We start from the raw sequence: 26,040 nt of genomic DNA, 5'->3' as shown, positions 1-26,040 counted from the left end.
TGTTCGTTAATCGTCATTCTGTTTACCCTTGGGGCTCTTTTGAAACACCCCCTCTACTAGCATTAACACGACACCAATGGTAATGGCACTGTCGGCAATGTTAAACGCAGGAAAATACCAAGTGGATTGCCAGTGAACTTGTATAAAGTCGATCACATGCCCATACGCCAAACGATCATGGAGGTTACCAATCGCACCAGCCATAATCAGTGTTAACGATAATGCTTCGAATTTGTGAGTGTGGCCTATCTTCGATAAACGCCAACTAATCCCCACTACTACCACAATAGCAATCAAAGAAAAGAACCAACGTTGCCACCCGCCCGCTTCAGCCAAAAAGCTAAAAGCCGCACCTGTGTTATATCGCAACGTTAAATCAAAGAAAGGCAGAAGAGGAATCTCCTGCCCATAGTGTAAATTCGCTTCTACGCTCTGCTTGGTGATCCAATCTAGAGCGTAAACAGCGATTGCCAGCGCCCACCAGCGCTGGACTCGTTTTAGCATCGCTGTCATAAGCATTAAGCGAAGTGACGTTCTTCGCCCTCACCTTCCGGCAAGTTCGAAATACAACGGTCACACAGTTCAGGATGTGCTTCGCGCTTGCCCACTTCAGGACGGTGGTGCCAACAACGAGTACATTTCTCGTTTTCGGTCACAGCCACAGCTACTTTCAAACCTTCCAGCTCAGTTTCCACTGCGTCAGCCGGAGCATCAACCAATGCAGCAACTTTCGCTTCAGAAGAAATCAATACAAAACGCAGCTCATCATCAAGCTTTGATAGAGTCTCTACTAGAGCTTCATTTGCGTAAAGCGTGATTTCGGCACTTAAGCTGGCTTTAATCTTGCCTTCTTTACGAGCCGCTTCAAGCACTTTGTTAGTTGCCATCTTAGTTTCTAGAACCTGTTTCCAGAATTCACGACCTAGCGCTTCATCACCACTTAGTTCGAATAGCCCTTCGTACCAAGTATCTAGGAACACAGACTCACCACGTTCACCTGGTAGTGATTGCCAGATTTCGTCCGCAGTGAAGCTCAAGATAGGTGAGATCCAACGCGTGAAGGCTTCCGCAATATGGTACAACGCAGTTTGCGCAGAACGACGCGCTAGGCTGTCTTCTTGCGTCGTGTATTGACGATCTTTGATCACGTCTAGGTAGAAACCACCTAGATCTAACGAACAGAAGTTCTGGATTTTCTGTACCACAGAGTGGAACTGGTATTCGTTGTACGCTTCGTCGATTTCTTTCTGCAGCTGTGCTGCGCGGTCAACGATCCAACGATCTAGTGCGATCATGTTTTCAGGCGCCACTAGATCCGTTGCAGGGTTGAAACCACTAAGGTTCGCCAACATGAAACGAGCCGTGTTACGAATACGACGGTAGCCGTCTGCCACACGTTTTAGGATTTCATCAGAAACCGTCATCTCGCCCGTGTAGTCAGTCGCCGCCACCCAAAGACGAATAATGTCGGCGCCAAGCGTTTCCATCACTTTTTGTGGTGATACGACGTTACCCAATGACTTGGACATCTTACGGCCATCGCCATCTACCGTGAAACCGTGTGTTAGTACACCTTTGTAAGGCGGCACACCGCGGATTGCAATCGATGTTTTCAGCGATGATTGGAACCAACCACGGTGCTGATCCGAACCTTCAAGGTAAAGATCCGCAGGGAAGCTTAGCTCGTCGCGCTGATCGATGACTGAGTAGTGTGTCACACCTGAGTCGAACCATACATCTAGCGTGTCCGTGACTTTGCTGTATTTCTCAGCATCGTCGCCTAGTAGTTCTGCTGCATCTAACTCGAACCACGCATCCATACCTTCTTTTTCGATACGCAGCGCAACCTCTTCGATTAGACGTGGCGTTTCTGGGTGAAGCTCTTGCGTTTCTTTATTGATGAACAAGGCAATTGGCACACCCCACGTACGTTGACGCGAAACACACCAGTCAGGGCTGTTGTTCAACATACCTTCCATGCGGTTTTGACCCCATGCAGGTGTCCACTTCACGCCTTTCACCGCTTCTTTAGCGTCATCAAGCAGACCTTTTTCGTCCATGCTGATAAACCATTGCGGTGTTGCACGGAAGATCAAAGGTGTTTTGGTACGCCAGCAGTGTGGGTAGCTGTGGAAAATCTTAGATTGGAACACTAGAGCATTGTTACGACCTAGGGCTTCTAGTACCGCATCATCAACTTTGTAAACATGCATACCTGCGAACTCACCCGCCGCGTCCGAGTATACACCGTTATCTTGTACTAGGTTGATCGTGCCGATACCGTTCGCACGACCAACATTGAAGTCGTCCACACCGTGATCAGGTGCCGTGTGTACACAGCCCGTACCAGCATCAGCCGTGACGTGTTCGCCAAGTAGAACTGGGATCTCACGTTCCATAAATGGGTGGTTAAGCACCAAACCTCCAAGGTCTGCGCCCACTGCGCGACCTACGATACGGTACTCTTCATGACCGTAACGCTGCATGATGCCTTCAACCATGTCTTCAGCGAACACTAGACGCTCTTTACCCGCGCCCATGTCCACTTCAACTAAGGCATAGTTGAATTCTGGGTGAATCGATACCGCTTGGCTCGCTGGCAGCGTCCAAGGTGTCGTTGTCCAGATAACAACGGATACTTTACCTTCACCTTCAACGTCAGAGAATTTCTCAAGGAATACTGCTTCGTCTTGCGGTGCGTAACGCACATCCAGAGACAAAGACGTTTTGTCTTGGTATTCCACTTCCGCTTCTGCCAGCGCAGAACCACCGACAACACTCCAGTAAACTGGCTTGAAGCCTTTTACGAGGTGACCGTTTTCAGCGATTTTACCCAGTGAGCGTACAATGTTAGCTTCTGTCACGAAATTCATCGTTAGGTATGGGTTTTCCCAGTCGCCCATTACACCTAGACGGATAAAGTCTTTCTTCTGCTCTTCGATTTGCGTGTAAGCGTACTCACGACATTTTGCGCGAAAATCTTTGAACGACACTTTATCGCCTGCTTTACCGATCATTTGCTCAACTTTGTGCTCGATCGGTAGACCGTGACAGTCCCAACCAGGAATGTACGGCGCATCGTATCCACTAACGGTTTTAGATTTAACAATAATGTCTTTGAGGATTTTGTTAACCGCGTGACCAATGTGAATACTGCCGTTGGCATATGGAGGGCCATCATGAAGAATGAAAGATTTACGGCCTTTGCTTACTGCTCGTACTTTGTTGTACAAGTCCATATCTTGCCAGCGTTTTAGCATCGCTGGTTCACGTTTTGCCAAGTCACCGCGCATAGGGAAAGCGGTTTCTGGCAAATTCAGCGTTGATTTATAATCACTCATGGTTATTCGATTTATCCTCAAAGATCATCGGTCACTGATTGGAAAAGAAGCGTAGCGCCTCTTCTTTATCACATTGAATTTGTTTCTCTAATTCTTCCAAGCCGCTCATTTTGCGCTCTGGTCGAATAAAATGACGAAATGTCACCTCTAAATAACGGGTGTACAAATCACCACTGTAATTAAATAAGTGCACTTCTAGTACTGGCGTCTTGCCATCGACTGTTGGGCGAACTCCGATGTTAGCGACACCAGAGTACTCTTGACCATCAACAGGCACTGTTACGGCATACACTCCAGACAGGGCCGGCACGACGCCTTTTAAAAATATATTAGCCGTTGGAAAACCTAAACGACGAGCCAACTGTTGCCCGCTTACTACTCTACCGCCCAACGTAATCGGATGTCCCATCATCCCTTCTGCAGACACCATATCACCTTGCTTTAAGCACTGTCTCACCAGCGAACTACTAATGCGCGATCCTTCCCCATTTAAAATAGAAGAAGTATTTTCCACATCAAAGCCATGCTGAGCGCCAAAATTTTCAAGGTAATCAAAATTACCCTGACGGTCACAACCAAAACGGAAGTCATCACCAACAACCAAATGCTTCACGGCTAAGCCGTTATGTAACACCTGTTGACAAAAGGCGTTCGCATCCAAATTTCTAAGACGTGTATTAAATGGCATACATAGAACATAGTCGACACCATATTTAGACAACAACGCCACCTTGTCACGCAGACGAGATAAGCGACCTGGAGCATCGTGCGGCGCAAAGAATTCACGCGGCTGAGGTTCAAAGATCATAATACCCGCTGGCGATTGATATTGCTCAGCTAAAGCTTTCACTCTTGCCAAAATAGCTTGGTGCCCCATGTGCACCCCATCAAAATTGCCAATCGTCAGCACACCAAATTTGTGCCTTGCTTGGATATTATGAATACCCCTGACCAGTTCCATACCACTCCGTACCGGCAGCCCATCATCACGCCGCTGAAAAAATAACCGCGATTATATAGTACTCACTCCCTCAAAGGTAGGGAGCAAGCTCATCACACTTTAATCTTGAGCACGCAAATGCCGTATTCTTAGACCCGCCAACACTAACCCAAGCCCATATACTAAGACGCCGACACACACTACCAACAGCATATGCTGCACCCTCTGCCAGCTTGATATATCTGTCCAAGCGATATTCAAGCTTTGATAGAAGAATAACCACCCCAACAGCAAGCCAGACCCGAGTAGCAATACTCGCAACAGCAACCACCATTGTTTAGAAAACTGGTGACTACCATCCCGATGTAAACCGATCCACAATAATAAGGCATTTAAGCCTGCCGAGAGGCTCGTCGCCAACGCCAAACCGACATGCCCCAGTGGCCATACCAAAATGAGATTAAAGACCATATTCGCAACCATGGCGATCAAGCCAATCTTCACCGGCGTTTTGGTATCTTGGCGAGAGTAATAACCGGGCGCTAACACTTTAATCAGCATCATAAACACCAGACCAACAGAATATGCCTGCAAACTCATAGCCGCCATGTCCACATCATGAACAGTCAGTTCACCACGATAGAAGACCGTGGCTATAATCGGTTTCGCCAAAACACACAAAGCTAACGCTGATGGCACTGCGATCAACAACAGTAAACGCAGCCCCCAATCCAATGTATTGGCGAAGCGCGAGCCTGATTCACTAGCATAACTTCGAGAAAGTGACGGCAAAATAACCGTGCTAATGGCGATCGCAAAAATCCCTAATGGCAATTCATACAAACGATCCGACAAATAAAGCCAAGTAATACTGCCTGTTTCCAGCAATGAAGCCAGCACCGTATCCAATAACAGGTTAATCTGCCCAACCGATACACCAAATAGCGCAGGTCCCATCAGCAATAGAATGCGTTTCACACCAGGATGAGAAAAGCCCACCTTTGGGCGAGGCAACAATTTCAGCCTTGCTAAAAATGGCACTTGAAATAATAACTGTACTAGCCCCGCCGCAAACACGCCCCATGCAACACTTAACTCTGCTTGAGTCGCACTGGTCGCAAAACCAAGGGTTGCAACCAATAAAGAAATATTCAAAAAGATAGGTGTTATGGCTGGCACACCATATTCCCCGTGGGCATTCAGAATGCCTCCAGCAAGCGCTGTGAGAGAGATGAACAACAAATAAGGGAAGGTAATTGTCAACAGATTTGATGCCAGAGCCAGCTGTTCCGGATTATCTGCAAAACCTGGCGCAAACACATAAACAACCCAAGGAGAAGCGGCCATAAATACAGCGGTGACCGCCAGCAGAACTAAGGTTAATGAGCCCGTCACAGCCGATACCAGCTCACGCACCGCATCATGCCCTTCGTTCACACGATAATCACTCAGCACCGGGACAAACGCCTGCGCAAACGCACCTTCAGCAAACAGGCGGCGAAAGAAGTTAGGGATTTTGAATGCAACAAAGAAGGCATCTGCACCCGCGCTTGCTCCTAAGACATACGCCAACGCAGCATCACGAGCCAACCCTAAAATGCGTGAAGCAAACGTACAAATAGAAACCAACAAACCAGAGCGTAAAAGTGATCGAGATTTAATCGATTGGGAGTCTGACATAAGATCATGTTCTAACGATAAATTTGGCCAAGAATAGCATTTAGCTGGTGGTCAAACAGCCAAAAAATGTACTTTTCACGAGTAATAATGTGTGTTTGGGGTTGTAGCAACGCCAAAAGCTGGTAAAATCCGCCGCGAGATTTTCAAGTTTAAACTTGACATTCACAAGCGATACAACAGCCCGTTGTGTCGTTTTAATTATTGAAAGATTGAAGGAGCCAGACTGTGGCAAACTCCGCCGGTTCAAAAAAACGTGCGCGCCAGGCGATCAAGCGTCGCGCTCACAATGGTAGCCTGCGCTCTATGGTGCGCACATACTTGAAAAAAGTAGATGCAGCTATTGAAGCAGGAAACCAAGAAGAAGCTCAAGCAGCATACTCTGTTGCAGTGTCTAAACTAGACAAAGCAGCTGACAAAGGCCTATACCACAAAAACAAAGCAGCTCGTCATAAGAGCCGCTTGAACGCTAAAATCAAAGCGTTGGCCTAATCCCATAAAAAAACCGGCTTTTGCCGGTTTTTTTATGCCTGTTATTAACTGAGTGCCAGCACTCAGTTAAACAGTAGAAATAGCCATACGACGCCCGCCAAACCTAAGCTCAACATCACCGCCGCAGAACCCAAATCTTTTGCTCGCCCAGATAACTCATGCTTTTCGTCACTGATCCGGTCGACAACTGCCTCTATACTGGAATTAATAGTTTCCACCACCAACACCAGCCCAACAGAAAAAATCATCAACGCCTTTTCCAAGGCTGTATCACCTAACCAAAGCGCCAACGGCACTGCCACCAAAAACAGCCACACCTCTTGGCGAAAAGCCGCCTCATAGCGCCACTGAGCCCGTAACCCTTGATAAGAATAACGGGACGCATTCATGACGCGCTCCAACCCAACTTTTCCTGGCTTTGCCATACACTTTCGCTCTCTCTAGTTAACCACTAAATCGTCGCGATGAATCAATTCGGGTTCGCCTTCGTAGCCTAGGACAGCAGCTCGCTCCGTCGATGGCTTACCCAGCAGTTTCAGCGTCTCTGCAATGCTATAGTTAATCAGGCCGCGGGCGACAATATGACCTTGTTGGTCAATACACATCACCATATCACCTCGAGAAAACGAACCCTCAGCATCTTTGACACCAACCGGCAACAGGCTTGTACCTGACTGACGCAGGGCACGCACAGCACCATCATCCAGGATCAAGGTGCCACGGCTCTTAAGGTGACCGGCCAACCACTGTTTGCGAGCCGATAAACGGTCATGCTCAGGCTGCAGCCATGTACCAAGATCTTCGCCATTGGCCACGCGCAAGATAACACTGCCTTCTCGACCTGATGCAATCACCGTATGGGCACCGGATCGTGCGGCAAGTCGCGCTGCACGTACCTTCGTTAACATGCCACCAGTCCCAAGAACCCCTGCACCACCACTAGCCATAGCATCCAAACTTTCATCGCTAGCTGAAGCATGCGAGATTAATGTTGCATCTTTATGATCACGAGGGTTTTTATCAAACAAACCCTGTTGGTCGGTTAAAATAATCAACGCATCGGCTTCAACGAGGTTTGCCACCAACGCCCCTAAGGTATCGTTATCACCAAAGCGAATTTCGTCGGTTACAACCGTATCATTTTCGTTAACAATGGGTACAACACCAAGGTTTAGTAGCGTACGCAATGAAGATCGAGCGTTTAGGTAACGGCGACGATTAGACAAATCCTCATGGGTTAATAGGATTTGAGCGGTACACAACCCATGTACTTCAAAGTGAGATTCGTAAACGCCTACAAGCTCCATTTGGCCAACGGCCGCTGCTGCTTGCAATTCGTTTACCTGGGTCGGTCGTGAGGAGAAGCCTAGGCGTTTCATACCAGCAGCAATAGAACCCGAAGATACCAATACCACCTCTTTACCCTGTGCACGGAGCTGTGCAATTTGGGCCACCCATAGGCCAATATTGCCGACATCAAGACCTTGGCCATCGTTCGTCAATAAAGCACTGCCTATTTTCACAACCACTCGCTGAGCGGATGCAATCTTCTCTCTCATGTCCATTTACTGCTTATCTCACTATAAATTAACGAACGTACTCTACGTCCACATCGTAATCGTCATCATCGAAGTCATCGTCATCTTCTTGCGCAGCATTACGGCGGTTAGCACGTAATAGACGAATACGCTCACGACCTTCTTCGTCAATCAAATCACGGATCGCTTTTTCTTCCGCTTGCGCATTTTCGTCGTTCGCTAAGTTCTCACGCATTTCTTCTAGCGCAGTCATTAGGTCAAGACATAGCACCTCTGTACCTTCGCCAGAGATTGCTGAAATACGGTACGTCTTACCTTCCCAGCCCAACGCATCGATCACCGCTTGGCAACGCTCTTCGCGCTCATCTTCAGGCACCATATCCAGCTTGTTAAGCACCAACCAACGGTCACGCTTCTCCGCCAAAGTTGGTGAGAACTCATGCAGTTCATTCACCGCGATAACAGCCGCTTGATCTGGAGTGATTTCGTCCCAAGGCGCCATATCAACAATGTGCAACAAGATACGGTTACGCACCAAGTGCTTCAAGAAACGGATACCTAGACCCGCGCCTTCTGCTGCCCCTTCGATAATCCCCGGAATATCGGCAATGACGAAGCTTTGGTGCTTCTTAACTTTTACGACACCAAGGTTTGGCACCAAGGTCGTGAACGGGTAATCCGCCACTTTTGGTTTAGCAGACGATACTGAACGAATAAACGTCGATTTACCCGCGTTTGGCAAGCCTAGCAAACCAACATCTGCCAACACTTTCATTTCAAGCTTAAGGTTACGCTCTTCACCCACAGTACCTTTTGTCGTCTGACGCGGGGCACGGTTAGTACTCGACTTAAAGCGCGTATTACCTAAACCTTTGTGACCACCTTGTGCCACTTTCAAGCGCTGACCGATAGAAACCAAGTCACCTAGTGTTTCGCCAGTGTCTTCATCGATCACTGTCGTACCCACAGGCACTTTAACTTCTAGATCTGCGCCTTTAGAACCAGTCATATCACGACCCATGCCGCCTTGACCGTTCTCTGCGATGTACTTCTTGGTAAAACGGAAGTCGATCAAGGTATTGAGCGACTCATCTGCCACCAAATACACACTACCACCGTCACCACCATCACCACCGTCCGGACCGCCTTTCGCAACAAACTTTTCACGCCAGAAGCTTAAAGCGCCGTTACCACCTTTACCTGCGCGAACGTAAATCGTGGCTTCATCAACAAATTTCACAAAATCACCTCTTAGGTGCGTTATCAGAACTCAGTGGCTCTGATTATAGAATTTTTCCAAAAAAAAAGCCCCGCATTGCGGAGCTCTTTTTTGTGATTCGCGAAGCGATTAAGCAGCAGCTACGACAGAAACTGTACGACGCTTGAACTTACCTTTAACTTCGAATTTCACTTGACCTTCAGCAACTGCGAATAGAGTGTGGTCTTTACCAACACGTACGCCTTCACCAGCGTGGAATTCAGTACCACGTTGACGAACTAGAATGTTACCTGGTACAACAACTTGGCCGCCAAAGCGTTTAACACCTAAGCGTTTCGACTGACTGTCGCGACCGTTTTTAGTACTACCACCAGCTTTTTTGTGAGCCATGATTTACTCCTAAATATTGAATCTTTAAACGCTTAAATTACTTGATACCAGTAATTTTAACTTCTGTGAACCACTGACGGTGACCCGCGCGTTTCATAGAGTGCTTACGACGACGGAATTTCAAGATCTTAACCTTGTCACCACGGCCGTGAGCAACCACTTCAGCTGTTACTTTAGCGCCTTCAACAACTGGCGCGCCAACTTTAACGTCGTCGCCGTTGCTTACAAGAAGAACTTCGTCGAACTCAACAGCAGAACCAGCTTCGATTGCTAGTTTTTCTACTTTAAGCGTTTGACCTTCTTGTACACGGTATTGCTTACCGCCTGTTTTGATCACTGCAAACATTTTCTATCTCCAAATGAATTTGCCCGGCTACTGGATTGTATTTGACCTACTTCTAGTGGCTCATAAATGTAATCCCTTCAAGGAGTTACACTTCACCATATGATAGGGAGCAAAAATGTGGGCAAATCGGACGCCGAATTGTACAAAAGAGAACCAGCAAACACAACCTAATTCACACTGTGATCAGTATTTTTACGGTTTTGGGTTGACCCCGTGTAGGAGCTTACCTAGCATGGACGCCTCTTGCTGCTCAGCTTGACTATATTTTAGCTTCGGAAGTTCCATGCAACCTACTAATTTTCATGACGTGGTGGCCGGCGAGTTCGGTCAGGTAAATGATTACATCCTTTCGCAACTTAAGAGCGAAATTCCTCTAATCGAACAGATTGGTTACTACATCATCAGCAACGGCGGCAAACGTTTGCGCCCTTTGATGGTTCTATTGGCGGCTCGCGCCGCTCAGCCAGCTAGCGGCCTAACCGAATCGACGCTTAGCAACGCGGTGAAAATGGCCTCTATCATCGAGTTTATTCATACCGCTACGCTGCTTCACGATGATGTGGTGGATGAATCCGATATGCGCCGCGGCAAAAAAACAGCCAATGAAGAATGGGGCAATGCACCAAGCGTGCTAGTGGGTGACTTCCTATACACTCGCGCATTCCAAATCATGGTAGATGTTGGCAGTTTCAAATGCATGGAAATTCTGTCCGGTACTACCAACATTATTTCCGAAGGCGAAGTACAGCAGCTAATTAACTGTGGCGACCCAGACACAACTGAAGAGAGCTACATCAAAGTCATCCAATACAAAACCGCGAAACTGTTTGAAGGTGCGGCACTTTGCGGCGCAGTGATCGCTGAAGCCAGCCATGAACACCAAGAAGCCCTGCGCCAATATGGTATGTATGTCGGTACAGCCTTTCAGTTAATCGATGATGTGATGGATTACGTATCTACTGCTGAAGAGATGGGTAAAAGCGTGGGAGATGACCTTGCAGAAGGCAAGCCAACCCTACCGCTTATCTATACTATGAAACATGGCACTGAAGAGGCAGCGCAACGTGTGCGCGAGGCTATCGAAAGCGGTGGTTTGGAAAACCTAGATGCGATTTTGGCAGATGTACGAGCATGTGGCGCGATCCAGTACACAGAAGACACAGCCGTCGAGCAATCTGAGCTGGCCATCCAAGCGATCGCCAACCTACCAGAGAGTGAGTACAAGTCCGCGCTTGTAACTCTAGCGCAAGCCGCCGTCAATCGTCGAAATTAATAACAAATCCCGAGTGCTGCAGCGCTCGAATCTCATCGACATTTTGATCGATCAGCGCACGCACTAAGCGTGCGCTTTGCGTTGGATATTGCATCATAAAGCAATGTCCACCTTGCACTTCTACGAAGCGAATATCTGAACCCTCTTGCCGAATACGTTGATAAGACTGCTGGAATACATCAAGGGTCTGAGTTCCCCAAACAATATAAGTTGGCGTTTTTAACTTCGGAATGTCGCGCCATAGCATTTCGGGCGCACTACCAAATACAGCGGCCTCTAACCAAGGCGGGCAACATAGATGGCGCTCCCCTGTCTGAGTTTCATAGGTAGAAAAGTTCACATAGTCTTCTAAACAACGCTCTTCCCAGCCAACAAACGTACCACGTCCTCTTAATTGCTCACAGGCGTCCTGCATAGAAGGCCAAGTGGTTCGACGTCGCTCTGTTTGTCTAACCAGCATTGATTGTTGCCGCTTTTCCTGTTCATTGGCATGCATTAATTGCTCAATCATTTCTTCAGGATACAGTGCTGGATCTAACAAAACCGTTTGCTCGAAGAGTTGAGGGTTTCGAATACTCATCAGTAGCGTCATGCAGCCACCAAAACTATGCCCCACCCCCACCAACGAGCGCCATTGAGGCTGAACAAGCTCTTCCAAAACATGCTGAAATCGCTTTGAAGAAGTTTCCCAACCAACAAAACTTGCCCCAGCAGGAGATAACCCATGTCCCGCCGCGTCCTGCAAAATCATTCCACTTTGTTCGGCTAGTGACTCAAGCACAGCACTGTAAGTGCGTACTGCAAACCCATTACCATGTAGAAAATGCAATACCTGCTCAGCTCCATCAAGCCCTGTCGTTTGTACCGAAAGTTGACCGTCATGGACGGAATAAACTTGTTGTGTATACGATAGTTGATTCACTCTAAATCCCATCACAAATACTCTAATGGTCATCCATTCGAGGGGCGGATGCGCCCTGAATAATAATAATCGCTATCACTGGCGTGTGTAAATTTTGCTTATGTGTCACGTAAATACACAAAAAAAACGTACTTTTACCGACTCCTAATTGGTTTTTTTCCGCACAAACATTCATATTACCGACCCGAACCGATATAATCCTATGGATTTTCATACTGCTAACTGGACCACACACTCAATTACACCATGATCGTAAACTTGGGGTGTTGGATATAGGACTATAATGACTACAGCTTCATCGTTTGAAAAAGACGAACTTTTAAAGTGCGGCTACGGCGAAATGTTTGGTGCAGGAAACGCTCAGCTTCCTGTTGGTAACATGCTCATGCTTGATCGAATCACTCGTATCTCTACAGAAGGTGGTGAATTCGGTAAAGGCGAAATCATTGCTGAATTGGATATTAATCCAGATCTTTGGTTCTTTGAGTGCCACTTCCCTGGCGACCCAGTCATGCCTGGCTGCTTAGGCCTTGATGCAATGTGGCAATTAGTCGGCTTCTTCCTTGGTTGGAAGGGCAACAAAGGTCGTGGTCGCGCACTGGGCTCTGGCGAAGTGAAATTCACCGGACAGATCCTGCCAACGGCTAAAAAAGTAACGTTCCGAATTAACCTGAAGCGTGTAATCGAACGCAAGCTTGTGATGGGTATTGCGGACGGAAGTGTTTCTGTTGATGGACGTGAAATCTACACAGCGAAAGATCTTCGTGTAGGCTTGTTCACATCAACTGATAACTTCTAAACAGATTATAAAGAGTATAAGAGGCAACATTAGTTATGCGTCGTGTAGTTGTAACTGGCCTAGGCATTGTTAGCTGCCTTGGCAATGACAAACAGACAGTTCTTGAGTCACTACGTGAAGGCCGTTCAGGCATCCGTTTTGCAGAAGACTACAAAGAACAAGGTTTTCGTAGCCACGTATGTGGTCGTATTGACCTAGATGATTCAGGTATCGACCGTAAAGTTCGTCGTTTCATGGGCGATGCCGCGACTTACGCTTATGTATCAATGGAGCAAGCGATCGCGGATGCAGGCTTAAGCGAAGACCAGGTATCTAACATCCGTACTGGCCTGATCGCTGGTTCTGGCGGCGCTTCGGCGAAAAACCTTGTCGAGTCTGCTGACACACTACGCGCGAAAGGCGTTAAGCGTGTTGGCCCATACCGTGTTACTCAGACTATGGGTAGTACTGTATCTGCGTGTCTTGCGACACCATTCAAAATCAAAGGCGTGAACTACTCGATCACTTCTGCATGTTCTACTAGTGCACACTGTATCGGTAATGCAATGGAGCTTATCCAGCTAGGAAAGCAAGACGTTGTGTTCGCAGGTGGCGGCGAAGAAGAAAGCTGGACTCAAACCTGCATGTTCGATGCGATGGGTGCGCTGTCATCTAAATACAACGAGACTCCTGAAAAAGCGTCTCGTGCTTACGATGCCAATCGTGATGGCTTCGTTATCGCTGGCGGTGGCGGCATTCTAGTCCTTGAAGAACTAGAACACGCTAAAGCTCGTGGTGCGAAAATCTACGCTGAAGTCGTTGGTTACGGTGCAACATCTGACGGTTACGACATGGTAGCTCCTTCTGGTGAAGGTGCTGTTCGTTGTATGCAGATGGCAATGAGCACTATTGATGGCAAAATTGACTACATCAATACCCACGGTACTAGTACACCTGCAGGCGATATGAAAGAGCTTCAAGCTGTACGCGAAACGTTCGGAGACGACATCCCTAAAGTGAGCTCGACTAAGTCCCTTTCTGGTCACTCACTAGGTGCAGCCGGTGTCCATGAAGCGATTTACAGCCTACTGATGATGGAAAACGATTTCATCTGCGCTTCTGCAAACGTGGATGATCTTGACCCAGAAGCAGGTAACATTCCTGTTGTCACCTCTCGTGAAGACAATGCAGACCTGAAACTGATCATGTCTAACAGTTTCGGCTTTGGTGGCACTAACGCAAGTTTGGTATTCAAAAAGTACGAAGGCTAATTGCTTTTAATAAGCCAAAAAAACCGCACAATGTGCGGTTTTTTTCGTCTACAATAGTCGCCCACAGGGATATTATGGGTGTTTGCGCATGGTATCGCGCATCCACGTCTCCATTTCTTCATGAATCTGGTTGGTATCTTTACCTTCCACATCAATCAAAGAGCCAATCACTACCGTGATCGTTCCCGGATAACGACGCCACGTACGCCCTGGCCAAACATGCCCCGCATTATGCACGACTGGTAAAATAGGCGTCTTAGCAGAAGCTGCAAGCATCGCCGCCCCTTTGTTAAAGTCACGCTCTTTACCTGGTATGGTGCGCGTTCCTTCTGGGAAAATCAGCACTGAACGGCCAGCCTGAATACGCTCTTTACCTTGTTTTAGGATTTGCTTCAAAGCCCCAGCTCGCTTAGACCGGTCGATCGCAATAGGCTGCACCATTTTCAACCCCCAACCAAAGAAAGGTATCGACAGCAACTCTTGTTTAAGCACCGTCGAAATAGGCGTTTTCAAAACCTGTAGTAAGTACGTCTCCCATTCACTTTGATGGTTGGCCGCTAACACTACTGGCTGATTTTTCTCCGGTAAATTTTCTCGGCCAATCACCTCGATTTTCACGCCAACCACAACGCGAAACAGAAACAGCAAGATATGATTATGAACATTTAGCACGGGTTGACGCCAGCTAGGTGGTAGCACCCAAGCAAGCACTGGTGCCAACAAGCCAGTGAAGCCAGTTAACAACCCATAGCATATTGCAAACAATATTGAGCCAAGCAGAGCCCTCAGCGAATTCCTAGACTTCATGAAACGCAAAACTCCATATTTAGTGAGATGAAAGACTACGTTCTTGTTGTTGAATTAGGGGATTAGCATACATACGCAGCACAGTTTCCCTAAACTCTTCTGGACAAGTCATCATGTACTCATCAAATACCGAGTCACCCGTAGGCTCTCCATTTAACATTTTCAATGCCGCTTCATTTGTGGACTGTATTGCATAAGAGCCGATGATTTGACGATCCACTTCCGTCACCATCTCATCAGGCGTTGCACAGTTATGATCAATCACATCACCAAACGTAACGATCACTTTCCCCTTACGACCAACAATCCCCTTACGAATACTGTCTATGTCTTCAAATTCAGCTTTCTGGTATGAGCCTGTTGTAGATTTCTCATGCAGCTCACGCGCTTTATCAAAGGCACAAGGGTCGTATTCATAAGAAATCGAAACAGGTACGATTTTGAGATTTTGCATGGCTTCAGGAAATGCCACTTTCTGCTTTTTCTGACTCATGAAAAACATCTTAATAATCGCAGGATCAGTTTGATCAAGACCGTCTTTCGCACGCCCCTCTTTCTGAGCGATCCAGATATTACAATGCTCTTGGGTCAGAGAGTGGGTGATGTAATCCGATAGCTGACCAAAAGCCGCCATCATTTCACGTACTCCATTCACTGAACGCTTCACAATAAAGCTCTTATTCAGGCGCATCAGATCCGAAACGAATGGACGGCGTAACAAGTTGTCCCCTATCGCAATGCGAACCGTATCCAAGCCATTAAGATATAAGCCGTAGTTCACAAAGGCAGGATCCATGGCGATATCACGGTGATTAGATAAGAAAAGGTAGCCTTCATTCTTAGCAAGCTTTTCAATACCGCGATATTCCACATTGCTTGTAGTGGTTTTGATCATACGCTCCATGTAGTCGGCCACTTGCATCTGAAATGCGTGCACATCATTAATTTTACGCACTTCCTTTTGCAAAACGTGCTTAACGACCATCGCTAAAAACCCGCGCGTCCACTGTGGCCATTTAGTAAATTTAAAGCCGACAATCGTGTCGATAAAATCGGGCGTATTTACTAAATTTTGTAACACCCCGGCGACCTCATCGTCGTTGTAAGGGCGTATATCATGAAACTGATCCATTGAATTATCCATTCAGATTTAAATTATCGTTATGATTATAAAGTACAAACCTCGAAACCAGCCTCTTCTAACATGGCTGCGTTAGAAGTGGCAGTTACAACAGCCGTATTTTCATTCTCTTTTGTTAAGTAGAGTTTTGCGACGCGTTTTAAGTCGTCCACTGTTACCGCTAAAACACCTGCACGGAAGGCCTCACGGTAATCACGTGTACGATGATGCAACTGCTGGAAGAAATCACTTTGCGCTTCACCTGCAGGAGATCCAGGTTTATCCATCGAGCCAATCACACCCAATACCGCTTCTTCTAGGGCATCATGGGAGTGCTCATTGGCTAGCAGCCAGTCAATCGACGCATCGAAATCCGCTAGCGTTTCCAGTAAGCGTGGGTCACGGTAAGAGTAAAAGCGGAATGCTCCACAGCTGGCATCAAACGTTGCACCACCGCCGTAAGCGCCACCCTGCTCGCGAATGGCACGGTGAAGGAAGCCATTGCGTAAGAAGCCGCCTAACACGGTTAATACAGGTACGTCCGGATGCTCGCCAGATACCGCTTTAAAGGCTTTGGAACAGAAGCTTACTTGCGTTGCTGTCACCCAAGCTTGCTTGATCGTCTTATCTATCGCAGGCAATGAGAAATGCGACAACTGCTCATGGTTCGCAACACCAGCCCACATAGGTGTGATGGCATCTAACAGCGCGTCTTTATGATGCGGCTCAGCCACCAAGAGTACTTGCTTAGCCGCGCCAGCAAGTTTGCTGTGGATAGATTGTAAGGCTGTGCACAGGTCTGTCATCGCCTGAGGGTCTGCTTTAAGTGCATCATCTAAGGCAATCACATCTCGAATACCGCTCATACCGCCCCACGCTTCTTGCTGGGCCGATAAGCCAGACATACCACTGGATGCAGCACTCATCGCTAACGAGTGACCTTGACCGGTGATCGAACGTTCACGACGGGCACGACGCTGAGCAATCAGTTCTTTGATACGACCTGTTTCATCAAAGCGCACGTCATTAAAGGTTTGCGCCATCAGCTCTGTCATCGCCGCGGCATTAGGTACCAAAGCTTTTGAACTCAATACGAAGTAACCGTTCACACGCTGTTTGTCGATCAATTCAGGACGAATCGATGATGACGCACCGAGACCACCACATACTTGAGCTTGGCGAGATTGAATCGCTAGATAATCTTGTTCGCCAATACCCAATTCCGTCACAAGGTAGCTGTATACCGGAAGAAGCTGTGTTTCTGCTTCGGTCAATGCTGGGAGTTCCGTCACAAGCTGCTGATAAACTAGGCCGTTTGTTCCCTGCGGATAGAAGGTAATCGGTAAACTCTCAGAGACTTTTTCGTTCTCATATTCAGGCAAACGCGCAGGCACATCTTCAAGGCCGACTTTCGGTAAGATGCTCATATCGTCTACTTGCTCTTGGCGCGCTTTCAACGCTTGGCTGCGCTCGATGATATGCTGTTTCTGTTCTTCGCTTAGACCTGCTTTGATTTTGCTCAAACGATCTTTTTCCGCTTGGTTACGACGTGTTTCCAAGGCTTCGTCTGGGCTCAGGGTTAATGTCACACGATGTGCATTTGACAGTAATAGGTCACGCACTAAGGTTGGGATGTAGTCTTTGTGTAGGACCTTTTCACGCATGCTTTCGATCACTGGATCAAGGTCAAGCTGAGCGATCACATCACCTTGGTGTACCGCGGTAGACAGTGCCGTCAAAATCAGCTGTAAGCCATATGGGTAGCTGTCGCCCCCGATTTCACGCTGACTCAACTCAAGTTGGTGCAGCATCGCTTCTACCATCTCTTGATCTACGCCATTCTCAGCGATGTCTTCCAGCGTTTGTAAAATCAAAGCTTCCACATGTGGCGCATTTTCACGTTTCACACCTTCAAGGCCACACATGAAGCTCATTTCTTTATTGCTGTCTTCAAGGCCACACATTGGCGATGGCGAGGCACCTAAGTCAGAGTTTTCCAGCACACGACGCAGTGGTGAAGCCGAGTTATCTAGCAGCACACTCGAAAGTAGCTGCGCTTCAAATTGCTGAGCAAGATCGATGCTTTCACCCAATAACCAGCCAACTACAACGTGACTGCCATCTTCCTTCGCTTCATCAATCGCATAGCCTTCTTCAACACGAACTGGCGAGAAGTAACGCTTAGCGTTTGGCACACTTACTTGATCATCTAAACGCTCAAAGCGGCTTAAGACCTTGCTTTCGAATTCGGCTTGCAGCTCTTCTGCTGGGATATCACCGAACGTCATAAAGACTGCATTCGATGGGTGGTAATGCTTACGGTAGAACGCCATCAGGTCATCGTAAGATAGATCAGGAATATCCGTTGGTTCACCACCTGAGTTAAAGTGGTACGTGTTGCTTGGGCAAAGGTATTTGGTCAGTGCTTGCCATAGAACCGAGGTTGGCGAGCTCATCGCGCCTTTCATTTCATTGAACACAACGCCTTTAAAGGTCAACTCAGACTCAGCATCGGTTGGTTCTGCAAATTCTAGGCGATGCCCTTCTTGAGAGAAATCCAATGGGTCCAGACGTGAGAAGAACACCGCATCTAAGTAAACATCTAAAAGGTTACGGAAGTCTTTTTTGTTCTTGCTGGCAAATGGATACGCTGTCCAATCTGATGACGTAAAAGCGTTCATAAAGGTGTTCAACGAGCGACGAATCATCATAAAGAATGGATCGCGCACTGGGAAACGCTCAGAGCCACAAAGAACCGTGTGCTCAAGAATATGCGCCACACCGGTAGAATCTGTCGGCACGGTTTTTAGGCCAACTAAAAATACGTTTTCATCGTTGTCAGAGGCAATGTGAAAATGCTTCGCGCCCGTTACCTTATGCTCGTATTCCTGTACTGTGACGTCCAGCGCTTCAATAAATTCACTGCGAATCGCGGTAAATGCTGGGTGACGTGCATTTTTCGTGGTCATAAATTACCCCTGTTAAAATCTTTTGTATTACTAGAATAGTTGGGCGAATTAGCCCTAATCTCAAGCAATAAAGCGTGTAAATTATATCAAGATTGTGATTTCATCGGCACTGATATAAAGCGTTATGCCTAACGCTTTTGATGACGCTCCCAGTTTTCCAATCGAGCCTTCTCACTCTTTTTGAATAGCACATAAACCGCGCCCAGCCCGCCGTGATGACGCTGCGCGGAATGAAAGGCCATGACGTCATCTAAGTCACGCAGCCACTTGTTGATAAAACTCTTAATGGTTGCTTGATCCTGCGGATCAGGGGTTCGATCCCCTTTACCATGAACAATGACCCCAACCCTTATGTCATGGCGCATGCAATCTTCCACAAACTGAAACACTTCACGACGGGCTTGCTCGACGGTTCTTCTGTGCAAATCTAGCCGGGAGTCAATTGGGTATTTACCTTGGCGCAAGCGCTTAAACACACCGTCTTGAACACCGTCTTTCTTGTATTCGAGCATGTCATGTGGATCAACTCGTTCAACGTAGTCTTTCGACAAATGATTGCGGTCTTCCACTTTGGCGATCAAAGCGGCTTTCTGACGCTCTGTAAAATCCACACCACCTTGCTTTTTACCAAGGTAGACTTCCGTCTTTTTTAGTGGCCGAATTCCTTGAACCTCTTCCGCGAACAAAGAGAAATCATCATCCTCTTGCATACGTCACCTCAACACTCATTGCCTCTACCTTTTTTAAGACAACTCAATACAGCAAAGGCTCCCTTAGGAGCCCTGTCAGCAACGGGTAAAGCCCCTTATTGACGCAAAACAGTGAATGCCTACAGCAACCAACAAGGCGATTTAAAAGACTGCGCATTATATCAGCATAGTCTTTCAACGACTAATGCCACTACTTTGCCATTTTTTCAGTGCTTTTCTTCAACGAACCAGAAAACTGAAAGATTAAAAAGCCCATCAAAGAAAGCAGTATGGCAATTTCATAACGACTGTAGGCCACCGACACACCGATCGCCCCCGTATTCCAGATCCCAGCGGCAGTCGCTGTACCAGAAACAGAATCACCACTTTTAAAAATGGCACCGCCACCAATAAATCCCATCCCGGTAATAACGGCGTACATGACACGGGCCTCCGCATCGGAACCTTCATAGACACTCATCCCGACCAACATAAACGAGCAAGACGCGATGGTGACCAAGGGAAACGTTCTCAACCCAGCACCACGATCATGATGTTCACGATTAAATGCGATAGGCAAAGACAGTAAAAAAGCCAAGCCCAGTTGAGTTAGATGGTGCACTATTAAAGTAAAGTCCAAATCCAGCATAAATTTCATCCTTCAAATAACATCCTATTTAAGCTAGAGACTTTCTCATTAGAAGGATAGTTCAGCCATCGGTTTCCTCCCTATATACGAAAAAGGGACACATTCTCTGTGGCCCTTTTTATCCATTCACTAACTTTTGTCTTTAACTATACATTTTTAATTTATGTATGTTTCAAAAGGGTAAACCAAGACAAAAAACACAAAAACACAAAAACAGGGTCAGTACAGAAGTAAAACCTACAGCAGTCAAAGCCTTCACTTAACTGACCCTACCTTACTTTTAAACATAGCTAAGCTATGTTGTTTAAAAACCCACGATTTACCCTGCTAATTTTGATTCTAAAAGCACTTTTTAAACAATTTTTCTGGTGAGCATTCTATCAAACATAGCCACTCATGACTTATAGCATCTACAGCACTTTTAGAAGTACAGAGGGGGGCACATAACTAGAAAAAGCTTCTAGCTAAGGGGAAGAAAGGATATATGTAGGGGTAGCAACACACCAAGCTACTGAATAGTTAATTCCAACAAGACCTATCCTTTAGATACCTTGAAGACAAGAACTTCAACTACTTTGCAGGAAAAGCTAGATAAATACACAAATTTAGAGGAGGGACTAGAAACGAAAAAGGCTACCATTACGGTAGCCCTTCGAAAAAATTCGCTAACGGGATCATAGATCAACTGGCTTCACACCATACCGCGCTTTCAAACAATGTGACGTAACCGTCAACAAACTTAGTATAGATGATTTTTACTCAGAGTCAACTGTATCCCTCTTGCTCGAAGAGCCCCACTAATGAACAGCTCTCTAGAAGACTCTAAAATTGCCGTATGCCATGCTCAACCTATATACTGGACAACAGCTGAAACCGAGAAGACTACATGCCAATTAACTCCATCGTAAAATCAATATCAGATAAAAGATTTTCTACTTACCAAGCCCCAAATTTATCCAATGGATCTCTAGAAGAAAGCCTTGGCTTATATGTCTGGAATAAACAGCTTTCAGGCCTATTCTATCCGGTTCTACAAGTTCTCGAAGTTGCTCTTAGAAACTCAATCAATTCGGCTTACATAAAGCAGAAAGAGCTAGAAATAGAGGCTACTTTCCCCCAGTCAGAATGGTCAAAAGAGAAGGCATCAATAGACCTCCTGTGGTAATCCTCCCTTTTTTAACTTAGCTCAAAAGTAGAGGTTAAGCAGCCATTAGAGGTGGCTTGCCTCCGTTAGCTGTATGTGGTCTTTCGTGATTGTAAAACCACAACCATTTCGTTGCATAGTCTTGCACTTCCTCAAGTGTTTCAAAAAGATGCTTGCTTACCCATCCATATCTAGCTGTTCGATTATATCGTTCAATATAAGCATTTTGTTGTGGATTGCCAGGTTGGATGTATTCAACTCTAATGCCTTTCTTTTTAGCCCAACGAGTAAACTCATGACTCACAAATTCCGGCCCGTTATCACAACGCAGTATCTGTGGTTTATCTCGCCATTCAAGCAATTGCTCAAGCGTGCGTATCACCCTCAAGGTCGGTAAGGAAAAGCCTGCTTCCATCGCTAGTCCTTCGCGCTTGAAGTCATCGATTACGTTAAATAGACGATAGTGGCGACCATCGATAAGTTGGTCATGCATAAAGTCCATAGACCAAACCTGATCTCGTTTGGTTGGCTCCTTCAAGGGTTCAGGTACGTTCCGCTTTAAGCGTCTTCTTGGGCGGATTCGTAGATTCAACGCCAACTCGCAATAGATTCGATAGACACGTTTATGATTCCAAGTGTGGCCTTTTACGTTTCTTAGATAAAAGAAGCATTGCCCAAACCCCCAATCCGTTTGAGTCTCTGCTAGGTCAACTAAAAGTTTAGCGATCAAAGCATTGTCATCATTCAAAAGGCTCTTGTAACGATAACAGGTTTCACTGATCATAAAAGCAGAGCAGGCCAAACGAATGCTCACCGCCTTATTCGCTACAGCATGAAGTGCCATCTCTCGTCGAAGGGATGGCTTCACCACTTCTTTGCCATGGCTTCCTGTATGATCTCCGCCTTTAACCGTTCTTCTGCATACATCTTTTTAAGACGACGGTTTTCTTCCTCAAGTTCTTTCATACGAGCCATTAAAGAGGCATCCATATCACCATATTTGGACCGCCATTTGTAAAATGTTGCCGAGCTCATACCATGCTCTCGACATAGCTCAGGAATGGGTGTGCCTGCCTCTGCTTGCTTTAGTATGGCCATGATTTGGCTATCGGTATAACGTGATTTTTTCATGCAGAACCTCCTGCGTTTAGAGTACGAGAAAATTCTACTTTTGGCTGCTGTTATTTTTCGGGGGGATTACCCTGTGGTTTACCAATGCATATACGGTGCAAAACAACCGTCAGGCATTTAAGCAGGTGAATACAGCGAGACGCCAGCTATCCAAAGAAAATAAAGCTTTAACGGCTGACAACTTCATAGCAAAGCTGACATTTGGCTTCTGGGTACATATGACAGATGAAAAGCATCGAATTGGGTATCCTGGAGGAGCAATCATCCCATTGTGGCCGACTCTATCTAGTGCAGTGTTCCCTAATGCCAAAGACGGTAGCGGCAATAATATTTCTATAAATACTATTTACCAAAAGTTACAGGAAGTTAATTTACTACGTAATCGTATCGCCCATCATGAACCAATTTGGAAATCTAATGATATCTTAGATTCTGAAGATGCGATTAATAAGGTAGTTAGTCAGTATGATCTAGTTCTCTCAATCATAGGATGGATCAATCCTGATTGTCTGAGAATGCTTTCTGTCATTGAGAATGATAAGTTGATGGGAATTGCATGCTCTACCCACACCCTATGGCGAAGCAAGATGCTTACGACAGGAATTTCAAGTGTTCCTGACTTGAAGGATTGGAAAAAGCACCACGAAATTGATACTCGTCGAGTTGGTTTTGTTGTGAACTCAAGTCAACACAATGCTTTCATCCGCTGTCAAAAAACTGGAAATACATTTTATACAGATCAAAAAAGTCAGAATCGAAGAAGAGCTTGGCCGTTACAGCAAAATGATATGGTTTCATTTGTGCCTAAGCCTGGGCATCCCAGACCCAAAGCAACAAAAGTAAAACCAGCTTAACTAGACAAATCAACAAGCTCGCGCCTATAGGTTCAGCCTCTTTCTGTAATGCATCAATCCGCTCTAGCATTACAGAAGGAGCTATTTTTGGAAGAGCTCCATTACTGTAAACCAGTGCAATCTCAGAATACTCTATTGAGCTTTGACGCTAAATCAGGATTGTCATGTTTGAGGGCCTCCATAGCATCTTTACCGAAACATGCCACCCCTCCCCAAACATCAGCCCAGTTAGTAATTTCTTCTGCTGTCTTAAGATAGTAAAGAGGCATTCCTTCATCATTTGCAAGCCAGTGGGCAAATCCTTTTTTACAACTACAGTGGGCCTTACGAGTTTGAGTTACCCCAGGAAAGTCCAAATTCCTAATTTCACATTCCTGTCTCGTCCATAAGACAGAAAGTTGACAAGTACCTCTTTGCAGACTAAATGCTCCATACTGATGCGTGAGCCCTTCAAGCTGAACATCAAATGTAAGGCAATCAATAGTCATAGGATCTTGCTTTTTATTCGCAACTAGAAAGTAGTTTGGCTCAGATTCAAAAACATAAACAGCTTCATTTGCATCATCGTCGTCATATAACTCATGACAAATGCAGGCTAATCTGTCGCTGCACTTTAGTACAGACTCGATGAACAGTGTTTCACTTTCATACCATCGATCAAACTCAAATGAATTTCGAAAGCCCATGATGTTCAGTGCCAAGCCTCTGGCGACACTATATTTTAATGAATGATATCGACCAATCTCTTTAGCGAGATCTGTTATATCTTGTTTCAGGCTGGATAGGTGGTTACGAATTGGAAGGGTATTTTCATTACTCATATACATAAAGTCCTAAGATAACGAAGTCAATATTTGCTAAGCCGCTTAGCCCAGTCTTCGCACTAAGAAAATTTAGTAATCAGTAAGTTGTGAATAGAGTTTTTGCCCTCGCGGCTGGCACGTAACCCTTGACGCTAATGGAAGGCACTTTAACATATATTTTCTCTAAGAGAACCAATCATACGGATTAGACAATACCGTGAGCCATAATTGGTAACTTGTATCAGCAAATGATGTGAAAACACGCACTATTCACATCACCAATTGATTTGAATAATAAGTCACTTAACTCAATATGAGGGTTAAAATGTGGATCTGGGAGCAAGAAGATTGACCTAACTTTTTTTGGGATTCAAAATTAATTGCCCCCAAATTAAGGGAAGCTCGATTCAACCAAGGAACCTTGCCAGGCAAAATGTCAAGCCAACCTAAAAGCCTATTGTTCATTCGAGTACGATTGAAAGAGAGAAGCTTAATGCTTTTTCTGTTCGCTCATCATTGGCTAATAAGCTCGACCTTTCTGAAGAAAGGCCATATCCAACCACTGAACGTACAGACGGCCTAGCAGAAATTATGTTGGATGCGGTGGAAAATTTAGATGAGCCGCTCCCACTTGAAAGGCTATTAGAGTGGCATAAACAACTGCTTCCTGAAGGATACACAGCCTTCAACCCTGTGCAAATTAGATGGACAATATAATCTTCTGGCTAATTAAGACCTCATCAGCTAAGGTGATTTACTTTAATTGAAGACTCATCACTTTTGATGGATCAAAGAGTCAAAATGAATCAATCAAATACTTCGCCCTACTTAATCACAACCAGTACAACGGAAGCAGAAACATTAATCACTCGCGTCGAATCAAGGCTTGCAGAGAAAGGACTAAAAGTACATAAAAATAGCTCATTCTCTTCACTTATAGGCTCAATACGTGAACTGCTTATCGACTTCAGTAAACTGGAACACGCAGAATGGAAAGAATTGCATCATCGTGCAAGCAATGGACTTCGACTATTGAAGGCAATTGATGCAACACTTGATGACCCTCAAGCTAGAGAAGCTATTCATCGAACTCTTAAAAATAGTTTTAATCTCAGTGATAATAAAACCTCCCAAGGGAAAGATGCATTGTGGGAGCTTGAATTATATAATCGCTTCAACCTAGGAAAAGTTCCTATACGCTTTGAAGAGCCAGACTTAATTATTTCACTTGATAAACCGCTTAACGACTACGCCATAGCTTGTAAAAAAATATACTCTCTTAAAAGTTCTGAGACCCGTCTAAAGAATGGATTCAAACAACTTAAGAAATGTAAGACAAGAGGTATAATTGCATTCAACCTAGATGACCTTGTTAAAAAAGAACGTATGTTGGCATACTCATTTGAAGAAAGCATGCAAGCGGAAGCGGAAAAAATTTTTTACCAGTTCGCTAAAATGAATAGCCGTCTTATTCTCTCTGAAAATGCTAAAAATAGCGGCTGTGATGGAGTGCTACTATCAATTACAGCGAATATCTTTACACACGAAGAAACCCTGCCCTATCGTCTAGCCCGTTTCACCAGGATTCTCGCAATCTCTGCTGAGAGCCCCTACATCAATGCATTCAAGGAGTGTCATGATCGCCTCGCAGAATAAACAAATCTTCTCTAAACAAATTACCAATAAA

General features: G+C 45.8%; 26 protein-coding genes (1 of these 26 only partly in view). 8 read left to right on the top strand and 18 right to left on the bottom strand.

What is annotated here, in order from left to right:
- From ACXAC1_RS08540 to murJ, 5 genes are all read right to left on the bottom strand, one after another.
- Nucleotides 1–17: the 5' end (the start) of an FKBP-type peptidyl-prolyl cis-trans isomerase gene (locus ACXAC1_RS08540; protein WP_475060836.1), read on the bottom strand. 409 nt of this gene lie to the left of the window's left edge; 17 of the gene's 426 nt are visible here — the first part of the coding sequence; the start codon lies at nt 15–17; its stop codon lies off the left edge, out of view.
- A complete protein-coding gene (gene lspA / locus ACXAC1_RS08535; protein WP_475060835.1) occupies nt 7–504 on the bottom strand; it encodes a signal peptidase II in 498 nt (165 codons plus the stop codon). Before lspA ends, ACXAC1_RS08540 begins: the two co-directional genes overlap by 11 nt.
- Before the next feature lie 14 nt (nt 505–518).
- A complete protein-coding gene (gene ileS, locus ACXAC1_RS08530; RefSeq protein ID WP_475060832.1) occupies nt 519–3,341 on the bottom strand; it encodes an isoleucine--tRNA ligase in 2,823 nt (940 codons plus the stop codon).
- A 31-nt stretch (nt 3,342–3,372) separates the two neighbouring features.
- A complete protein-coding gene (ribF, locus tag ACXAC1_RS08525; protein ID WP_475060829.1) occupies nt 3,373–4,302 on the bottom strand; it encodes a bifunctional riboflavin kinase/FAD synthetase in 930 nt (309 codons plus the stop codon).
- A 99-nt stretch (nt 4,303–4,401) separates the two neighbouring features.
- Nucleotides 4,402–5,961, bottom strand: coding sequence for a murein biosynthesis integral membrane protein MurJ (gene murJ / locus ACXAC1_RS08520; RefSeq protein ID WP_475060827.1), 1,560 nt, complete (start codon nt 5,959–5,961; stop codon nt 4,402–4,404).
- Nucleotides 5,962–6,186: 225 nt separating this feature from the next.
- On the opposite strand from murJ, the gene rpsT reads away from it, so the two are divergent.
- On the top strand, nt 6,187–6,450 hold the full coding sequence (rpsT, locus tag ACXAC1_RS08515; RefSeq protein WP_055462845.1) for a 30S ribosomal protein S20: 264 nt from the start codon (nt 6,187–6,189) through the stop codon (nt 6,448–6,450).
- A 62-nt stretch (nt 6,451–6,512) separates the two neighbouring features.
- Here the strand turns inward: rpsT and ACXAC1_RS08510 are convergent, their stop codons facing one another.
- From ACXAC1_RS08510 to rplU, 5 genes are all read right to left on the bottom strand, one after another.
- Nucleotides 6,513–6,875: a diacylglycerol kinase gene (locus ACXAC1_RS08510; RefSeq protein ID WP_133565249.1), complete on the bottom strand. Its 363-nt coding sequence runs from the start codon at nt 6,873–6,875 to the stop codon at nt 6,513–6,515.
- Nucleotides 6,876–6,890: 15 nt separating this feature from the next.
- A complete protein-coding gene (gene proB, locus ACXAC1_RS08505) occupies nt 6,891–8,015 on the bottom strand; it encodes a glutamate 5-kinase (RefSeq protein WP_475060824.1) in 1,125 nt (374 codons plus the stop codon).
- 22 nt (nt 8,016–8,037) lie between these two features.
- Nucleotides 8,038–9,228 carry an Obg family GTPase CgtA gene (gene cgtA, locus ACXAC1_RS08500; protein ID WP_475060822.1) on the bottom strand — a complete coding sequence of 397 codons (1,191 nt, stop codon included), beginning with the start codon at nt 9,226–9,228 and terminating at the stop codon, nt 8,038–8,040.
- Nucleotides 9,229–9,336: 108 nt separating this feature from the next.
- The gene (gene rpmA / locus ACXAC1_RS08495) at nt 9,337–9,597 is read right to left on the bottom strand and encodes a 50S ribosomal protein L27 (protein WP_055462841.1); all 261 of its coding nucleotides are present in this window, start codon (nt 9,595–9,597) and stop codon (nt 9,337–9,339) included.
- A gap of 37 nt (nt 9,598–9,634) precedes the next feature.
- Nucleotides 9,635–9,943 carry a 50S ribosomal protein L21 gene (rplU, locus tag ACXAC1_RS08490; protein ID WP_133565243.1) on the bottom strand — a complete coding sequence of 103 codons (309 nt, stop codon included), beginning with the start codon at nt 9,941–9,943 and terminating at the stop codon, nt 9,635–9,637.
- 283 nt (nt 9,944–10,226) lie between these two features.
- Between rplU and ispB the strand changes: the two genes are divergently transcribed.
- On the top strand, nt 10,227–11,216 hold the full coding sequence (gene ispB, locus ACXAC1_RS08485) for an octaprenyl diphosphate synthase (protein ID WP_475060820.1): 990 nt from the start codon (nt 10,227–10,229) through the stop codon (nt 11,214–11,216).
- On the opposite strand, the gene ACXAC1_RS08480 is transcribed toward ispB, so the two are convergent.
- Complete coding sequence (locus ACXAC1_RS08480; RefSeq protein ID WP_475060818.1) at nt 11,200–12,138, bottom strand: alpha/beta fold hydrolase; 939 nt, start codon at nt 12,136–12,138, stop codon at nt 11,200–11,202. The two genes, ispB and ACXAC1_RS08480, sit on opposite strands and share 17 nt — an antisense overlap.
- A gap of 283 nt (nt 12,139–12,421) precedes the next feature.
- On the opposite strand from ACXAC1_RS08480, the gene fabA reads away from it, so the two are divergent.
- Together fabA and fabB are read left to right on the top strand one after the other, a co-directional pair.
- Nucleotides 12,422–12,937, top strand: coding sequence for a 3-hydroxyacyl-[acyl-carrier-protein] dehydratase FabA (gene fabA, locus ACXAC1_RS08475; protein ID WP_133565237.1), 516 nt, complete (start codon nt 12,422–12,424; stop codon nt 12,935–12,937).
- A 35-nt stretch (nt 12,938–12,972) separates the two neighbouring features.
- Nucleotides 12,973–14,187, top strand: a complete 1,215-nt coding sequence (gene fabB, locus ACXAC1_RS08470) for a beta-ketoacyl-ACP synthase I (protein ID WP_475060816.1) — start codon at nt 12,973–12,975, stop codon at nt 14,185–14,187.
- Nucleotides 14,188–14,259: 72 nt separating this feature from the next.
- On the opposite strand, the gene ACXAC1_RS08465 is transcribed toward fabB, so the two are convergent.
- From ACXAC1_RS08465 to ACXAC1_RS08445, 5 genes are all read right to left on the bottom strand, one after another.
- Nucleotides 14,260–14,994 carry a lysophospholipid acyltransferase family protein gene (locus tag ACXAC1_RS08465; RefSeq protein WP_475060814.1) on the bottom strand — a complete coding sequence of 245 codons (735 nt, stop codon included), beginning with the start codon at nt 14,992–14,994 and terminating at the stop codon, nt 14,260–14,262.
- Between the two features lie 19 nt (nt 14,995–15,013).
- Nucleotides 15,014–16,126 carry a 1-acyl-sn-glycerol-3-phosphate acyltransferase gene (locus ACXAC1_RS08460; RefSeq protein WP_475060811.1) on the bottom strand — a complete coding sequence of 371 codons (1,113 nt, stop codon included), beginning with the start codon at nt 16,124–16,126 and terminating at the stop codon, nt 15,014–15,016.
- 35 nt (nt 16,127–16,161) lie between these two features.
- Entirely contained in the window at nt 16,162–19,083 is a 2,922-nt protein-coding gene (locus tag ACXAC1_RS08455; protein ID WP_475060809.1) for an insulinase family protein, read from the bottom strand.
- A 128-nt stretch (nt 19,084–19,211) separates the two neighbouring features.
- Nucleotides 19,212–19,793, bottom strand: coding sequence for a DNA endonuclease SmrA (gene smrA, locus ACXAC1_RS08450; RefSeq protein ID WP_475060806.1), 582 nt, complete (start codon nt 19,791–19,793; stop codon nt 19,212–19,214).
- A gap of 190 nt (nt 19,794–19,983) precedes the next feature.
- Nucleotides 19,984–20,421 carry an MgtC/SapB family protein gene (locus tag ACXAC1_RS08445; protein WP_475060803.1) on the bottom strand — a complete coding sequence of 146 codons (438 nt, stop codon included), beginning with the start codon at nt 20,419–20,421 and terminating at the stop codon, nt 19,984–19,986.
- Between the two features lie 886 nt (nt 20,422–21,307).
- Between ACXAC1_RS08445 and ACXAC1_RS08440 the strand changes: the two genes are divergently transcribed.
- A complete protein-coding gene (locus tag ACXAC1_RS08440; RefSeq protein WP_475060801.1) occupies nt 21,308–21,586 on the top strand; it encodes a hypothetical protein in 279 nt (92 codons plus the stop codon).
- A gap of 34 nt (nt 21,587–21,620) precedes the next feature.
- On the opposite strand, the gene ACXAC1_RS08435 is transcribed toward ACXAC1_RS08440, so the two are convergent.
- Nucleotides 21,621–22,696, bottom strand: a protein-coding gene (locus tag ACXAC1_RS08435; RefSeq protein ID WP_475058452.1) for an IS3 family transposase whose coding sequence is annotated in 2 segments (ribosomal slippage) — nt 21,621–22,435 and nt 22,435–22,696 — 1,077 coding nt in all. Because the reading frame shifts where the segments join, the coding sequence is not laid out codon by codon here.
- A gap of 95 nt (nt 22,697–22,791) precedes the next feature.
- Here ACXAC1_RS08435 and ACXAC1_RS08430 point away from each other — a divergent pair.
- Nucleotides 22,792–23,550 carry a hypothetical protein gene (locus ACXAC1_RS08430; RefSeq protein WP_475060798.1) on the top strand — a complete coding sequence of 253 codons (759 nt, stop codon included), beginning with the start codon at nt 22,792–22,794 and terminating at the stop codon, nt 23,548–23,550.
- A gap of 122 nt (nt 23,551–23,672) precedes the next feature.
- Here the strand turns inward: ACXAC1_RS08430 and ACXAC1_RS08425 are convergent, their stop codons facing one another.
- Nucleotides 23,673–24,371, bottom strand: a complete 699-nt coding sequence (locus ACXAC1_RS08425) for a hypothetical protein (RefSeq protein WP_475060796.1) — start codon at nt 24,369–24,371, stop codon at nt 23,673–23,675.
- Nucleotides 24,372–24,809: 438 nt separating this feature from the next.
- On the opposite strand from ACXAC1_RS08425, the gene ACXAC1_RS08420 reads away from it, so the two are divergent.
- On the top strand, nt 24,810–25,070 hold the full coding sequence (locus ACXAC1_RS08420) for a DUF4172 domain-containing protein (protein ID WP_475063803.1): 261 nt from the start codon (nt 24,810–24,812) through the stop codon (nt 25,068–25,070).
- An 84-nt stretch (nt 25,071–25,154) separates the two neighbouring features.
- Nucleotides 25,155–26,009 (top strand): hypothetical protein, encoded by an 855-nt coding sequence (locus ACXAC1_RS08415; protein ID WP_475060793.1) that lies wholly within the window; start codon nt 25,155–25,157, stop codon nt 26,007–26,009.
- Nucleotides 26,010–26,040: the final 31 nt, after the last annotated feature.

The sequence above is a fragment of the Marinomonas sp. AWM4_232 genome (assembly GCF_056158325.1).
The sequence above is the reverse complement of the archived record's forward strand: the minus strand, read 5'-3'. Positions and strand labels throughout refer to the sequence as shown.